Annotated in this window: 14 protein-coding genes and 1 pseudogene; 6 read left to right on the forward strand and 9 right to left on the reverse strand. The window is 71.2% G+C overall.

Going from position 1 to position 14,397, the window contains the following annotated elements:
* Positions 1-359: 359 nt before the first annotated feature.
* The gene (locus ACGFS9_RS23280; protein WP_393255798.1) at positions 360-1,001 is read right to left on the reverse strand and encodes a DNA-3-methyladenine glycosylase; all 642 of its coding nucleotides are present in this window, start codon (positions 999-1,001) and stop codon (positions 360-362) included.
* A 211-nt stretch (positions 1,002-1,212) separates the two neighbouring features.
* Here ACGFS9_RS23280 and ACGFS9_RS23285 point away from each other — a divergent pair, with 211 nt between their 5' ends.
* The 3 genes from ACGFS9_RS23285 to ACGFS9_RS23295 all read left to right on the forward strand — a co-directional run bounded on the left by ACGFS9_RS23285 (position 1,213) and on the right by ACGFS9_RS23295 (position 3,385).
* Positions 1,213-1,998: a sporulation protein gene (locus ACGFS9_RS23285; RefSeq protein WP_393255799.1), complete on the forward strand. Its 786-nt coding sequence runs from the start codon at positions 1,213-1,215 to the stop codon at positions 1,996-1,998.
* Positions 1,999-2,194: 196 nt separating this feature from the next.
* On the forward strand, positions 2,195-2,734 hold the full coding sequence (locus ACGFS9_RS23290) for a YbhB/YbcL family Raf kinase inhibitor-like protein (protein WP_393255801.1): 540 nt from the start codon (positions 2,195-2,197) through the stop codon (positions 2,732-2,734).
* Positions 2,735-2,878: 144 nt separating this feature from the next.
* Positions 2,879-3,385, forward strand: a complete 507-nt coding sequence (locus ACGFS9_RS23295; RefSeq protein ID WP_393255803.1) for an HNH endonuclease — start codon at positions 2,879-2,881, stop codon at positions 3,383-3,385.
* A gap of 62 nt (positions 3,386-3,447) precedes the next feature.
* Here the strand turns inward: ACGFS9_RS23295 and ACGFS9_RS23300 are convergent, their stop codons facing one another.
* The 3 genes from ACGFS9_RS23300 to ACGFS9_RS23310 form a co-directional block, all read right to left on the reverse strand.
* Positions 3,448-4,410: an SPFH domain-containing protein gene (locus ACGFS9_RS23300; RefSeq protein ID WP_393255805.1), complete on the reverse strand. Its 963-nt coding sequence runs from the start codon at positions 4,408-4,410 to the stop codon at positions 3,448-3,450.
* Between the two features lie 130 nt (positions 4,411-4,540).
* Entirely contained in the window at positions 4,541-4,975 is a 435-nt protein-coding gene (locus ACGFS9_RS23305) for an NfeD family protein (protein ID WP_393255806.1), read from the reverse strand.
* A 94-nt stretch (positions 4,976-5,069) separates the two neighbouring features.
* Positions 5,070-5,861 carry an ABC transporter ATP-binding protein gene (locus ACGFS9_RS23310; protein ID WP_393255808.1) on the reverse strand — a complete coding sequence of 264 codons (792 nt, stop codon included), beginning with the start codon at positions 5,859-5,861 and terminating at the stop codon, positions 5,070-5,072.
* Positions 5,862-5,982: 121 nt separating this feature from the next.
* Here ACGFS9_RS23310 and ACGFS9_RS23315 point away from each other — a divergent pair, with 121 nt between their 5' ends.
* A complete protein-coding gene (locus tag ACGFS9_RS23315; RefSeq protein WP_393255810.1) occupies positions 5,983-6,771 on the forward strand; it encodes a hypothetical protein in 789 nt (262 codons plus the stop codon).
* Positions 6,772-7,018: 247 nt separating this feature from the next.
* Here ACGFS9_RS23315 and ACGFS9_RS23320 read toward each other — a convergent pair whose 3' ends face one another.
* The 4 genes from ACGFS9_RS23320 to ACGFS9_RS23335 form a co-directional block, all read right to left on the reverse strand.
* Positions 7,019-7,258: a chaplin gene (locus ACGFS9_RS23320; RefSeq protein WP_393255812.1), complete on the reverse strand. Its 240-nt coding sequence runs from the start codon at positions 7,256-7,258 to the stop codon at positions 7,019-7,021.
* Positions 7,259-7,454: 196 nt separating this feature from the next.
* Positions 7,455-7,700, reverse strand: a complete 246-nt coding sequence (locus tag ACGFS9_RS23325) for a chaplin (RefSeq protein ID WP_393255813.1) — start codon at positions 7,698-7,700, stop codon at positions 7,455-7,457.
* Positions 7,701-7,911: 211 nt separating this feature from the next.
* Positions 7,912-8,553, reverse strand: a complete 642-nt coding sequence (locus ACGFS9_RS23330) for a response regulator (RefSeq protein ID WP_393255815.1) — start codon at positions 8,551-8,553, stop codon at positions 7,912-7,914.
* Positions 8,546-9,712, reverse strand: coding sequence for a GAF domain-containing sensor histidine kinase (locus ACGFS9_RS23335; RefSeq protein WP_393255817.1), 1,167 nt, complete (start codon positions 9,710-9,712; stop codon positions 8,546-8,548). Before ACGFS9_RS23335 ends, ACGFS9_RS23330 begins: the two co-directional genes overlap by 8 nt.
* A gap of 226 nt (positions 9,713-9,938) precedes the next feature.
* Between ACGFS9_RS23335 and ACGFS9_RS23340 the strand changes: the two are divergent.
* Together ACGFS9_RS23340 and ACGFS9_RS23345 are read left to right on the forward strand one after the other, a co-directional pair.
* Positions 9,939-10,298: pseudogene (locus tag ACGFS9_RS23340) on the forward strand (S-adenosylmethionine:tRNA ribosyltransferase-isomerase); the annotation flags it as partial.
* A gap of 488 nt (positions 10,299-10,786) precedes the next feature.
* The gene (locus ACGFS9_RS23345; protein WP_393255819.1) at positions 10,787-11,545 is read left to right on the forward strand and encodes a transglycosylase SLT domain-containing protein; all 759 of its coding nucleotides are present in this window, start codon (positions 10,787-10,789) and stop codon (positions 11,543-11,545) included.
* A gap of 127 nt (positions 11,546-11,672) precedes the next feature.
* Here ACGFS9_RS23345 and ACGFS9_RS23350 read toward each other — a convergent pair whose 3' ends face one another.
* On the reverse strand, positions 11,673-14,171 hold the full coding sequence (locus ACGFS9_RS23350) for an FHA domain-containing protein (protein WP_393255820.1): 2,499 nt from the start codon (positions 14,169-14,171) through the stop codon (positions 11,673-11,675).
* Positions 14,172-14,397 lie beyond the last annotated feature (226 nt).

A 14,397-nucleotide genomic window follows, 5' to 3' on the forward strand; every position in this document is an offset into this window, starting at 1 on the left:
CAGACCGTTTCCGTATCCGATTTCCTCGGTGCTTTCCAGGTTCCCGCTTCCGCGTTTCCCTTTCCGGCGAGTCCGACTCTATCAGATCCTTTCGGACCCGATTCCCGGCCGGCCGGGACGTCGTGAGGTCTCGGGAAAGCTCTCGCTTTTCTTCGGCCTTTCGACATTCACTACGTTAACCGATTCCCTTGGTGACTCATAATCGAGTTCCGCGCGGTGGAATTCAGGCATGCGGACATGCAGAATTCGCCTCGTCGGAGGGATGTCGCAGGTAGTGGATTGGCCGCTTCCGGCTGCTGGCTGAACGCCGTACCCGGGTCAAGCGGCTCGGGACACATTACGGTTCACGCAAGGGCGCGTCAAGTCGAGCGACGGCGGGGTGCGTGGGGCCGATAGGGGCTCACCGTAGGGTCGTTGGCGATCCAGAAGCGCCAGGGGTGGACGCCCCCGTCGCCGGAGACCCCGGTCCGGGGACCGCTGCGTACCTGGTCGGGGACGACGGGTGTCCCGCTCAGCACGGTCACGGGAGAGCCCGCGGGGCCGCAGGCGTCCGTGCCGTCGAGAGAGCGGTCGACGTCCAGTGCCGTGGCGAGGCGGGCCGGCCCTTTGGCCAGTTCCCTGTCGTTGCGGGCCGAGAGTCGACGCCGGCGGGCCCCGTCCGCGCCCGCGGTCACCTCGCCGGCCCGCAGCAGGACACCGCCGGCCCTGCCCACGGGACCGCAGACCAGGTTCATGCAGTGCCACATGCCGTAGGTGAAGTAGACGTACACATGACCGGGCGGTCCGAACATCACGCCGTTGCGGGCCGTCCGCCCGCGGTACGCGTGGGAGCCCGGGTCGTTCGCTCCGTCGTAGGCCTCCACCTCGGTGAGGCGCAGCTCCACGGGGCCGGCCGGGGTGGTGCGGACGAGAAGGCGGCCCAGCAGGTCGGGGGCCACGTCCAGAACGGGCCGGTCGAAGAAGTCCCGCGTCAGGGGCGTACGGTCAGGGGCCGCGATCATGGCGTCCGAGGGTAGTCCACGCCGCCGGGACCGACGAGGGGCCCAGGCGGCGGGGTGCGGTCCGCGAGCCTCGCCGCCGAGGGGTGGCCGTACGTCCACCTCCTTGGGAGGGTGAGCAGGCGGAACCGGCGGGGGCCGGATCGCGTTTGTAGGGATCAAGGGATCCATACGGACACCGGACGGAACAGGCGTTGCCTGGGGAGGAAGTGACATGGGGTTCAAGCGGCTGCTTGCGAGCCTGGGGGCCGGCGGGGCTTCGGTGGAGACGGTGCTGACCGAGGCGAACACCGTGCCGGGCGGCGTCGTCCAGGGTGAGGTGCGGATCCAGGGCGGATCGGTCGACCAGTCGATCGAGGGGCTGTCGGTCGGTCTGCGGGCCAAGGTCGAGGTCGAGGGGCACGACGACCAGGAGTACAAGCAGAACATCGACTTCGCGAAGCTGCGGCTGGGCGGCGCCTTCCAGTTGCAGGCCGGGGCCGTCCACGCCGTGCCGTTCGGCCTGGAGATCCCGTGGGAGACGCCGGTCACCATGATCGACGGGCAGAGCCTGCGCGGGATGAACATCGGGGTGTTCACCGAGCTGGAGATCGCCCGGGCGATCGACTCGGGCGACCTCGACCCCGTCAACGTGCACCCGCTGCCCGCGCAGAAGGCGATCCTGGACGCCTTCATCCAGCTCGGCTTCCGCTTCAAGAGCGCCGACATGGAGCGCGGCCACATCCGGGGCACGCGCCAGCAGCTGCCGTTCTACCAGGAGGTCGAGTTCTATCCGCCGTCGCAGTACCGCGGGCTGAACCAGGTGGAACTGAGCTTCGTCGCGGACGACCGGGCGATGGACGTCGTCCTGGAGATGGACAAGAAGCCCGGACTCTTCAGCGAGGGCAGCGACTCCTACCGCTCCTTCCAGGTGGGCCTGCACGACTTCCACGGCACGGACTGGGCCGCCTATCTGAATCAGTGGCTGTCCGAGGTCGGCAGCAAGCGCAGCTGGTTCTAGGACCGTCCCGAGGGCTGTCCCGTCATCCCCGGGAGATCAGCGCGCGGTCGGCTGCGGAGGGCCGTCCTCGTATCGGGCGTATGCGGGCGGTCCGGCAACCCGACGAGGTGCCGCGGCCGCCGTCGTGCGCCCGCCGCGGACGACGGGACAGCCCTTAGGCTCGTGCGCAGAGATCCCGCCGTTCAGGAGGTATGACGTGACCGAGCTCGACAGGGCGCCGCTCCCGCACGCTTTCCATCCGCCGGTGCCGGCGTTCACGGTCACCAGCGAGGACGTCGCGCCGGGGGCCGTGCTGAAGGACGCCCAGGTGCAGGCCGCCGGGAACACCTCGCCCCAGCTGAGCTGGGAGGGGTTCCCGGCGGACGCCAAGAGCTTCGCCGTGACCTGCTTCGACCCGGACGCCCCGACGGGCAGCGGGTTCTGGCACTGGGTCGTGTTCGACATCCCGGCGTCGGTGACCGCGTTGCCGGCGGGTGCCGGCAGCGGCACGTTCGACGGGCTGCCGGACGGCGCGGTCCAGGCGCGCAACGACTACGGTTCCCGCGACTTCGGCGGCGCCGCGCCGCCCCCGGGCGATCCCGCCCACCGCTACGTGTTCACGGTGTACGCCGTGGACCAGGAGAAGCTCGGTCCCGACGCGGACGCGTCGCCCGCCGTGGTGGGCTTCAACCTCCGGTTCCACACGCTGGCGCGCGCCCAGCTCGTCGGTGAGTACGCCGCCCCTGCGCAAGACTGACGTTCACGGAACGTTTGCCCGCCCCTGGTCTTGGAAGTGATCAGGGGCGGGCATTTTTTATTGCGTTGTCCTTCTCGGCGTGCCCGGCCAGAGTTGATCCCAGCCCGCCGCAGGTGGGCGGGTGCGCAAGAGGAGGTGGGCTGGATGCGTGACACGCTGGTGCTGAACGCGAGCTTCGAGCCGCTGTCGACGGTGACGTTGAACCGGGCCGTCGTCCTGGTGCTGACGGACAAGGCCGTCGTCGAGCAGGCCCACCCCGAACTGCGCATGCGCGGCGCGGCCCTGGACATTCCGGTGCCCCGGGTGATCCGCCTCTGCCGGTACGTGCGGGTGCCGTTCCGAAGACAGGCGCCGTGGTCCAGACGGGGTGTGCTGATACGTGACCGGCACCGGTGCGCGTACTGCGGGCGCCGGGCCACGACCGTGGACCACGTGGTGCCGCGGGCTCAGGGCGGCCGGGACGCGTGGCTGAACACCGTCGCGTCCTGTGCCGAGGACAACCACCGCAAGGCGGACCGCACGCCGGAGCAGGCTCAGATGCCGCTGCTGCGGCAGCCGTTCGAGCCGACACCGGCGGACGCCATGCTGCTGGCGCTCGGCCAGGACGACTTCGCGGCACTTCCTCCGTGGCTGGCGCAGTCGGCCGCGTGATCCGGGTACGAGCGGGGCCCACCTCCCGGGCGGAGGCGGGCCCCGGCGTCGTTGTGCCTGCGTCAGTCCGTGATGGAGGGCTTCTCGCGGCGTTCGGTGCCGCCCGTGGGGCCCTGCGGGGGAACGGTGTTGCCTCCCGGGCCGCCGCCGATGCCGCCGAAGTTCCCCATGGCTCCGCTCAGGCCCTTGAGGGCGTCGCCGATCTCGCTGGGCACGATCCAGAGCTTGTTGGCGTCGCCCTCGGCGATCTTCGGGAGCATCTGGAGGTACTGGTAGGAGAGCAGCTTCTGGTCCGGGTCGCCGGCGTGGATGGCCTCGAAGACCGTACGGACGGCCTGGGCCTCGCCCTCGGCGCGCAGGGCGGCCGCCTTGGCCTCGCCCTCGGCGCGCAGGATGGCGGACTGCTTCTCGCCCTCGGCGGTGAGGATCTGCGACTGCCGGATGCCCTCCGCGGTGAGGATGGCGGCGCGCTTGTCACGGTCGGCGCGCATCTGCTTCTCCATCGAGTCCTGGATGGATGTGGGCGGTTCGATCGCCTTGAGTTCGACGCGGTTGACGCGGATGCCCCACTTGCCGGTCGCCTCGTCGAGGACGCCGCGCAGCGCCGCGTTGATCTCCTCGCGGGAGGTGAGGGTGCGCTCCAGGTCCATGCCGCCGATGATGTTGCGGAGCGTGGTGACGGTGAGCTGCTCGATGGCCTGGATGTAGCTGGCGACCTCGTACGTGGCGGCGCGCGCGTCGGTGACCTGGTAGTAGATGACGGTGTCGATGTTGACGACCAGGTTGTCCTGGGTGATCACCGGCTGCGGGGGGAACGGCACGACCTGTTCGCGCAGGTCGATGCGGTTGCGGATCGAGTCGATGAACGGGACGACGATGTTGAGGCCCGCGTTCAGGGTCCGCGTGTACCGGCCGAACCGCTCGACGATGGCGGCGCTGGCCTGTGGGATGACCTGGATGGTCTTGATCAGGGCGATGAAGACCAGCACCACCAGAATGACCAGGACGATGATGATCGGTTCCATCGATGCTCCCCGTACCCTTCTGCGCTCGGTAACTCCGAAAGATCTTACGGCTGTTGAAGATCTTGCTGGACGAGTCTGACAGAACGTCGTCTACCGCGTGGGGCGTTCGGTTCACTTGCGTTGTCCGAGGTCACATGACGATCGCCGTGGCTCCGTCGATGTCCACCACGTCGACCTCCTGTCCCACCTCGTAGGCCTGGCCGGAGTCGAGGGCGCGTGCCGACCAGACCTCGCCGGCGAGTTTGATCCTGCCGTCGCCCGAGCCGTCCACCCGCTCCAGGACGACGGCCTGCCGGCCCTTCAGCGCGTCGATGCCGCTGGCGATCCGGGGGCGCTGCGCGCCGTGCCGGGCCGCGATGGGCCGTACGACGGCGATGAGGGCGACGGAGACGGCGACGAAGACCAGGACCTGGACGACGATGCCCGCGCCGAGCCCCGCGGCGACGGCGGCGGCCACCGCTCCCACGGCGAACATGCCGAACTCCGGCATCGCCGTGACCACGAGCGGTATGCCCAGCCCCGCCGCGCCGATCAGCCACCACACCCACGCCTCGATGTCGTCCACGGGGTCATGGTAGGACCGTGCTCCCCGCGCGGACAGGGCGCGCGATCAACTCGCCTTCCGTGGAAGGGGTGTGCGCGTCCGCGCGCCGGTGGGGTCAGGCCATCGGCAGGCCCTGCGCGGTCCAGCGCTCGCCGACCTGCTCGACGACGAGGGGGAGGCCGAAGCAGAGCGAGAGGTTGCGCGAGGTGAGTTCCAGCTCCAGCGGGCCGGCCGCCAGCACCTTGCCCTGACGGATCATCAGGACGTGGGTGAAGCCGGGGGCGATCTCCTCGACGTGGTGGGTGACCATGATCATGGACGGGGCGATCGGGTCGCGGGCCAGGCGGCCGAGGCGGCGTACGAGGTCCTCGCGTCCACCGAGGTCGAGGCCGGCGGCGGGCTCGTCGAGGAGGAGGAGTTCCGGGTCGGTCATCAGGGCGCGGGCGATCAGGGTGCGCTTGCGCTCGCCCTCGGAGAGGGTGCCGAAGCGGCGCTCCAGGTACTCGCTCATGCCGAGGCGGTCGAGGAAGGCGCGGGCGCGCTGCTCGTCGATGTCCTCGTAGTCCTCGTTCCAGCCGGCGGTCATGCCGTACGCGGCGGTGAGGACGGTCTGCAGCACGGTCTGGCGCTTGGGGAGCTTCTCGGCGAGCGCGATGCCGGCGATGCCGATGCGCGGGCGCAGCTCGAAGACGTCGACCTTGCCGAGGGTCTCGCCGAGGATGGTGGCGGTGCCCGCGCTCGGGAAGAGGTAGCTGGAGGCGATGTTGAGCAGGGTCGTCTTCCCCGCGCCGTTGGGGCCGAGGATGACCCAGCGTTCCCCCTCCTTGACCGACCAGGAGACCTGGTCCACCAGAGCCCGGCCCTCGCGGACCACGGACACGTCCTCCAGCTCCAGTACATCGCTCATGAGCGCGTTGTCTCCCATTGCAGTCTCGGCCGTCGCTTACGTCTGTGGACGCAGTCCCCAGGGAAAACCTACGCCACCGGTCGGCCCCACCGATCCATCGGCCGGTCCTTAGGGTGGGGGCATGCTCTCGGAACCACGTTCAGGACAGCTGGCCGCATGGGGAAATGCCCTTTTGGCCGGACTTGTTTCCCCCGATGACGCCGTGCTCTCCATCGTCGGGGACGACGCCGTGCACCGGGTCGAGGGGCTGCCGGGCGAGACGGGGCCGGTCGGTCTCACGTTCGCCCTCGGCCGGCTCCGCGCGCTCGGGGTGACCGGGCTGCGGGTGGCGCTGCCCGCGCCCGGCCATCCGCTCGGGCTCAGCGGTCCGCCGGCGTTCAACGCGCGCGCCCTGGAGGCCGAGGAGGCCGTCGTCTGCCACGGCGCGGCGCTCGGGCTCGTCCCGGAGGTCCGCGAGGCCGGGCCCGCGGGCGACGTGCACGTCGAGGTCGTCTGGCACTGTCTCGCGGTACGCGAGGCGCCCCCGGCGGACGTGCCCTCCCTGGGGGAGGCCGAGCGGGAGCTGGCGGAGGCCCTGCGCGAGGCGACGGAGGTGCTGTCGCGGCTGGACGTGGCCGGGTCGGGGCCGGTCGCCGAGGCGGCGGTGGACGCGTACCGGGCGCGCGCCGAGCGCGGGCGGGAGGTGCTCGCGCCGGGGTATCCGCCGCGTGCGGTGCGGGTGCTGGAGCTGGCGCAGCGGGTGGGGCTGCTGATCTCGGTGGCCTACGAGAACGGGCACGGCGGGGCGGTGAGCGCCTCGGAGATGGCCGCCCGCGCGCAGGCGCTGCGGCCGGTGGAGCGGACGGCCCGGCGGGCGCAGGTGGCCGCGTACAACGCGTTCGTGGAGGAGCGCGAACGCGGTATGCGCTGAGCCGTCGCCCCGGCCGCCGGCCTCCGCCGCCGGGCGCCCGCCCCGGTCGGCGCTCCGCGGCGCCGGGACCGTCCGCGCCGTGACCGCCGGCCGTCCCCGGGGCCGCCGGTTTCCGCGGCCGGCGGGCCGGGGATGGCGGGCCCGGGGCCGACGGGTCCCGGGGCGGTGCGCTGTGGGGGCTTCGTGCGGGGGTGTGCGAAGGGGCCCCGCGCGGCGTGTCCGTGCGGGGCCCCTTCCAGGTGGTGCGTCAGCCGTTGACGCCGCCGTTGCCGAAGGCCGGGTTGAGCAGGCCGATGACGTTGACGGAGTTGCCCACGACGTTCACCGGCACGTGGACCGGGAGCTGCGCGACGTTGCCCGAGGCGACGCCCGGCGACCCGATGGCCGCACCCTCGGCACCGGAGTCGGCGACGGCGGCACCGGCGGAAGCGCCCGCGGCGATGCCGGCGACGGTGATGGCCAGGGCGGCCTTCTTGGCGATGTTCATGAGAAGCGTTCCTCCTGCGTATACGGATCCGACCCGGCCCGCGGGCCGCACGCTGAGCAACGCCGGGAAGGCCGGGACGGCACGGGAGGGCGTCCCGATTGCCCCGTTCGCCGCATTCAGCGTATGAACGGACCGGAGAATCGGTTCCCCGGAACGTCCCCGGGAACCGGTGGTCACGGCCGACCGGCGACGGACCTCAGTGGTTGAGACCGAGGTTGCCGAAGGCCGGGTTGAGGACGCCGATCACGTTCACGCTGTTGCCGACCGCGTTCACCGGGACGTGCACGGGGGCCTGGACGAGGTTGCCGGAGACGACACCCGGGGAACCCTCCGCCTTGCCGAGCGCCATCGAGCCGTCGGTGGCCGAGGCCATGCCGGCTCCGGCGGCGACCAGGCCACCGGCGACCATCGCGACAGCGGTGACCTTCTTCAGGTTCTTCACTTCTGATACCCCTCCTGACGAACGCTGCGGCAGGTCGCCGCAGCCGCACTGGAGAACGGCGGCACCGTCGGCAGGTTGCGCCGTCCGGGGGACATACACCCGACGGTATGAATCTCATTCCGGACCGGAACCCGTCGCGCCGCCGCTGGCCGGAGCCGGGCGCGCGGAGCGGGACGACGCAGGGAACGCGCTGGTGGGAGGGGCGGTCCGATCAGCCCGCCAGCCCGTTGCGGACGGCCCAGAGGGCCGCCTGGGTGCGGTCGGCGAGGTCCAGTTTCATCAGGATGTTCGAGACGTGCGTCTTCACCGTCTTCTCGGAGAGGACCAGGGCGCGGGCGATCTCCCGGTTCGAGCGGCCGTCCGCGATCAGCCCGAGCACCTCGCGCTCCCGCTCGGTGAGCGAACCGCCGCGCCCCTGGCCGGCGTTGGCCTCCTCCTGGGACAACAGGGCGCCGGCGACCTCGGGTTGCAGGAGGATGTGGCCGGCGTGGACCGAGCGGATGGCTCCGGCGAGCGCCTCGGGGTCGACGTCCTTGTACACGTACCCGGCGGCGCCGGCACGCAGGGCGGGCACCACCGTGCGCTGCTCCGTGAAACTGGTGACGATCAGCACGCGCGCGGGGTTGGCGAGTTCACGGAGCCTGCGCAGCGCGTCGACGCCGTCCATGCCGGGCATCTTCACGTCCATCAGCACCACGTCGGGCCTCAGTTCCTCGGCGCGGGCGACCCCGTCGGCGCCGTCGGAGGCCTCTCCGACGACCTCGATGTCGTCCTGCACCTCGAGGAACGTGCGCAGTCCCCGGCGGACGACCTGGTGGTCGTCGACGAGGAGCACCTTGATCGTGTCAGCCACCGGGAACCTCCATCTCGACGGTGGTGCCCTTGCCGGGCGCCGATTCCACGGTGAGTGTGCCGCCCACCCCGCTCGCCCGGTCCCGCATCGACACCAGGCCGAGGTGGCGGCCCGCGGCGCGGGTCGCGGCGGGGTCGAAACCGCCGCCGTCGTCGACGACCGCCAGCACGGCGCCGGGGCCGCGCTTGTCCAGGGTGACGTCGACGCGGGCCGCGCCGGAGTGGCGCAGCGCGTTGTGCAGGGCCTCCTGGGCCACCCGCAGCATCGCCTCCTCCTGGGCGGAGGGCAGCGCCCGGACCCCGCGGCCACTGAAGGTGACGCGCGCGGAGTGGGCACGGTCCAGGACCTGGACGTGAGTGCGCAGGGTGGCCACCAGTCCGTCCTCGTCGAGAGCGGCGGGACGCAGTTCGACCACGGCGGCGCGCAGTTCCTCGGCGGCCTCGGCGGCGAGGGCGGCGACGTGCTGGAGCTCCCCCTTGGCGCGGGCGGGGTCCCGGTCGACGAGGGCGGCGGCGGCCTGGGCGGTGAGACGCAGCGAGAACAGCTTCTGGCTGACGGCGTCGTGCAGTTCGTGGGCGAGGCGGGAGCGCTCCTCGACGATGGTCAGCTCGCGGGCCCGTTCGTGGAGGCGCGCGTTGGTGAGGGCGATCGCGGCGTGCTGGGCGAGGATCGTGAGCAGTTCCTCGTCCTCCTCGGTGAACCCGCACGCGCCGGTGCCCGAGCCGGTGGGGTCCGTCCCGGGCGGGCGCCGCTTGTTCGCGAGGAAGAGCGCGGCGATGGTCTCGTCGCCGTCGCGGACGGGCAGGCCGAGGAAGTCCGACATCTCGGGGTGGGCCGCGGGCCAGCCCTCGAACCGGGGGTCGGCGCGGACGTCGGCGAGCCGCTCGGGCCGGTCCTCCCTCAGCATCGCGGCGAGGATGCCGTGCTGGCGCGGCAGCGGGCCGATGGCCTTCCACTCGGCGTCGCCGATGCCGTCGACGACGAACTGGGCGAACCCTCCGTGGTCGTCGGGCACGCCCAGGGCCGCGTACTGCGCGTCCAGCAGTTCGCGGGCCGAGGCGACGATCGTCTTGAGGACGTCGCGCACCTCCAGGTGCCTGCTCATGGCCAGCAGCGCGGCGCTGACCGCGTACAGGCCCGACCGGGATGCGTGGCTCATGACCCCAACGTACCGGCGGACGGTGACGGCGCGTATCGGGCCGGCTAGGGCGCCGGCCTGCGCCGTTGGACCTAGGTCCTGCCCGGTCGGGGCGCTACCGGACCGGGTGGTGCCCGCCGTCCTGCGGCTGCTCGGCACGCGTCGGGCGGGTGGGCGCCACACGGCCGCGGGGCCCGTTTCGGCGGGGCGCGGCCGGCCGGGCCCGGAAGGTGTTCCGCCGCCGGAGCTGTCGGCGCGGGTGCCGGCCGAACAGCGCGGGCCGGGCCCCGACCGGGACGCCGTGCGACTGCCGGTGTCCCGCGGGTGGCGGTGTCGCATCACGCGTGCGCGGTCCTGCCCGGTCAGCTCGCGGCCGGCGACCTGCCGGTCGTGCGCACCTCGGCCACCCTGGCCGCGGCGGTGGACGGGCGGCTCGGGCCCGCCGCGTGGTGGCGCGCTTCCCGACGGGCGGTGGGCCGTCGAGCTGCGGGACCCCGACGGGGAGGGAACCGCGCGCGCGGGCGGGCCCGCGGGAGCGGTGGTGCGGCTGCCGGACGGCGTGCCGCCGGTGCTGGAGGAGCCGCTGAGCGCCTGCGGGCCGCGGCTGGCGGCTGTGGTGGGCCGGCCCGCACGAGCCCGACGCCTCGCATCCGCCGATGCTGGAGGGGCCGCCCGGGGCCGCGGCCACGCGGCCGCGGGGCGGGGCGCTATCGGTGGCACGAGTTCGGCGGAGTGCAGCTGATCCTGCCCTGAGAGGCCCTCACACAGAGCGTTGCGCCAGCAACTCTTGGTGAGATGACCCTGCGGGCAATGTGAGCCCGCACATAGGGTGCACATCACGTACGAACGGACATAGGAGACAAGAGGACCCGCGATGAGCGGGGCAGACGTGCCAGTCTGCCCCGTTTTACCCTTTCCGCGTCCACTATCGAGCTTCGTACGTCACACCTTTGCCTCTCCATTTTGCGGCCGCTAAGAATTGCCCTCGTCGCTCAGCGCAGCGGGTTCCGCCCCGCCGCGTTCGTCCGAAATGCAACGAAGCCCTGTCCCCCGGACCGCGAGCGACCTCCGCGCTATTCGAAGAGGTCATCAGTCATGCCCAAGAACATCACCGCTCCTGGACATCGTCCGAAGCTGACCAAGATTCACCGCCTTTCGATCGCCGGTGTGGCCACCCTTGGTGCCGCCACCCTCGCGTTCTCGCTGGTGCCGGACAACTCCCACACCACGACGGACGACGCCGCCTCGACCGCGAACGTCGCCTACAGCGAGAAGCCGATCAAGGACGTGAAGGCGAGCATCACCGACCGGCTGGCCGGCGCCGACCTGAAGGCCCAGGCCATCGCCGCGAAGAAGAAGGCCGCCGCCGACGCCGAGGCGGCCAAGAAGAAGGCGGCCGAGGCGGCCGCCGCCAAGAAGAAGGCCGCGGCCCAGGCCGCGGCGAAGAAGAAGGCCGCCGAGGCCCGCGCCAAGGCCGCCGCGAGCCGGTCCGCCGAGCGGATCAAGGTCCAGCCCGTCGCCGCGAAGACCTACGCCAACAACCTCGACGGCTGGATCCGCGAGTCCCTGGACATCATGAAGGCCAAGGGCATCCCGGGCTCCTACGAGGGACTGCACCGCAACATCCTGCGCGAGTCCTCGGGCAACCCGAAGGCCATCAACGACTGGGACATCAACGCGATCAACGGCATCCCGTCGAAGGGTCTGCTCCAGGTCATCCCGCCGACCTTCAAGGCCTACCACGTGGCCGGCACCTCCTGGAACATCTACGACCCGGTCGCCAACATCACCGCCGCCGCCAACTACGCGGCGGACAAGTACGGCTCGATGGACAACGTCAACAGCGCGTACTGAGGCCCGGCGCGGAGCTCTCGTCGCAGACGCCGAAGGGCGGCACCCCGGTGGGGGTGCCGCCCTCGCGCCGTCCTCGGACGCGGAACCGGACGGGCCGTCGGCCGCGCCGTTCCCGCGCGAGGCGGGACTACTTGCGCATGACCTCGGGTTCGTGGCGGCGCAGGAAGCGGGCCACCAGGAAGCCGCAGGCGACGCCGAGCGCGATCAGCGCCACCATGTCCATCGCCCAGACGCCGGCCGAGTGGTCCCACAGCGGGTCCGTGTTCGTCGGGTCGTCCTGGTTCGGGAAGATGTTGTTGAAGTCGAGCGTCGCGCCCGAGGCGGCGACGGCCCAGCGGGCCGGCATCAGGTACGAGAACTGGTTGACGCCCAGCGTGCCGTTCAGGATGAACAGGCATCCGGTGAAGACGACCTGGACGATCGCGAACATCACCAGCAGCGGCATCGTCTTCTCGGCGGTCTTCACCAGCGAGGAGATGACCAGGCCGAACATCATCGACGCGAAGCCCAGGGCCATGATCGGGATCGTGAGCTCGACCTTGGGCAGGCTCGTGAGGATCAGGCCCTCGTCCGGGACCGTGCGGCTGCCGAAGCCGATCGCGCCGACCAGGGCGCCCTGGAGCAGGGTGATCACACCGAGGACGATCACCTTCGACATCAGGTAGGCGGACCGGGACAGGCCGGTCGCCCGCTCGCGCTCGTAGATCACCCGTTCCTTGATCAGCTCACGGACGGAGTTGGCGGCTCCCGCGAAGCACGCGCCGACCGCGAGGATCAGCAGCACCGTGGTGGCCGTGCCGTTCGCGACGTGCACACCCGAGGGCAGCACCTTCTCGTTGACGAGCAGGGTCTTGCCGTTGTCGATGAGCAGGCTCACCGAGCCCAGCACCGCCGGCAGGATCACCGTCAGCGCCAGGAACCCCTTGTCGGACGCGATCACCGAGGCGTAGCGGCGGATCAGCGTCGTCAGCTGGGAACCCCAGCCCTGCGGTTTCGGCGGCTTCATGGCCTGCGGCGGCGGCATCTGCGTCGACTGCGGGGCGACCGCGTCGATGTCCGCGGCGTACATCTGGTAGTGCTGCGAGCCCTTCCAGCGGCCCGCCCAGTCGTAGTCGCGGTAGTTCTCGAACGCCGAGAACACATCGGCCCAGGTCTCGTAGCCGAAGAAGTTCAGCGCCTCCTCGGGCGGACCGAAGTAGGCCACCGCGCCGCCCGGCGCCATCACGAGGAGCTTGTCGCAGATCGCCAGTTCGGCCACCGAGTGCGTGACGACCAGGACGGTGCGGCCGTCGTCGGCGAGGCCGCGCAGGAGCTGCATCACGTCCCGGTCCATGCCCGGGTCGAGGCCCGACGTCGGCTCGTCCAGGAAGATCAGCGACGGCTTGGTCAGCAGTTCCAGGGCCACCGACACGCGCTTGCGCTGGCCGCCGGAGAGGGAGGTGACCTTCTTCTCCTTGTGGATGTCCAGCTTCAGCTCGCGCAGCACCTCGTCTATCCGGGCCTCGCGCTCCTGGGCCGTGGTGTCGGCCGGGAAGCGCAGCTTGGCCGCGTACTTGAGGGCCTTGTTGACGGTCAGTTCCTTGTGCAGGATGTCGTCCTGCGGGACCAGACCGATGCGCTGGCGCAGTTCGGCGAACTGCTTGTACAGGTTGCGGTTGTCGTAGAGGACGTCGCCCTGGTTGGCCGGGCGATAGCCCGTGAGCGCCTTCAGCAGCGTCGACTTGCCGGAGCCGGAGGGGCCGATCACGGCGATGAGCGACTTCTCGGGCACGCCGAAGGAGACGTCCTTGAGGATCTGCTTGCCGCCGTCGACCGTGACCGTCAGGTGACGGGCCGAGAAGGACACCTCGCCGGTGTCGACGAACTCCTCGAGACGGTCCCCGACGAGCCGGAAGGTGGAGTGGCCGACACCGACGATGTCGTTCGGGCCGAGCAGCGCCGCACCGCCCTTGGCGATCGGCATGCCGTTGACGTAGGTGCCGTTGTGCGAACCGAGGTCGCGGATCTCGCAGCGGCCGTCCGGTGTCGCGTGGAACTCGGCGTGCTGCCGGGAGACCTGGAGGTCGGAGACCACCAGGTCGTTCTCCAGGGCACGGCCGATGCGCATCACGCGCCCCAGCGAGAACTGGTGGAACGTCGTCGGGCTGCGGTCCCCGTACACCGGAGGCGCACCCGCTCCCGCGCCGGGACCCTGCTGCGGCGGGATGCCCGCCGGCTGCCGCGGCTGTTGTCCCCCCGCGTCCGGAGCCTGCTGCGGCGCCGCCGGCTGCGACCAGCCCGGGCCCGCGCCCTGGGCGGCGTACGGCTGCTGCTGCGGCTGCGCCACCGGGGCCGCCGCGCCGGACAGGCTCAGCCGCGGGCCGTCGGTCGCGTTGCCGAGGTGCACGGCCGAACCGGGGCCGATCTCCGTCTGGTGGACGCGCTGCCCCCGCAGGAAGGTGCCGTTGGTGCTTCCGTGGTCGTCGATGACCCAACTACGGCCGTTGAAGCTGATCGTGGCGTGCCGCCAGGACACCCGGGCGTCCTCCACCACGATGTCCCCCTGCGGATCACGTCCGAGGGCGTAGGACCTGGAGGCGTCGAGCGTCCAGGTCCGACCATTCATTTCCAGTACGAGTTCCGGCACTCCAGCCCCACCTGTGTTGTCCCCCGAGTTACCCCCAACACAGGGAGTCTAGGGATGTCGAACATCGTGGGGAACTATTTCAGGAGGAGCCCCCCGACCGAAAGTCGGGCCGCGGGAACGACGGGTACGGGCGGGGTTGCCCGATTCCGTTGACGGGGTGGAAACCGGGCCGGAGAGTGGTATTCCCCCGCGAGAAGGACAGGTGCGGGGCACCGCGGCGCGGATC

The sequence above is a fragment of the Streptomyces sp. NPDC048566 genome, assembly GCF_043199735.1.
GTDB lineage: Bacteria > Actinomycetota > Actinomycetes > Streptomycetales > Streptomycetaceae > Streptomyces.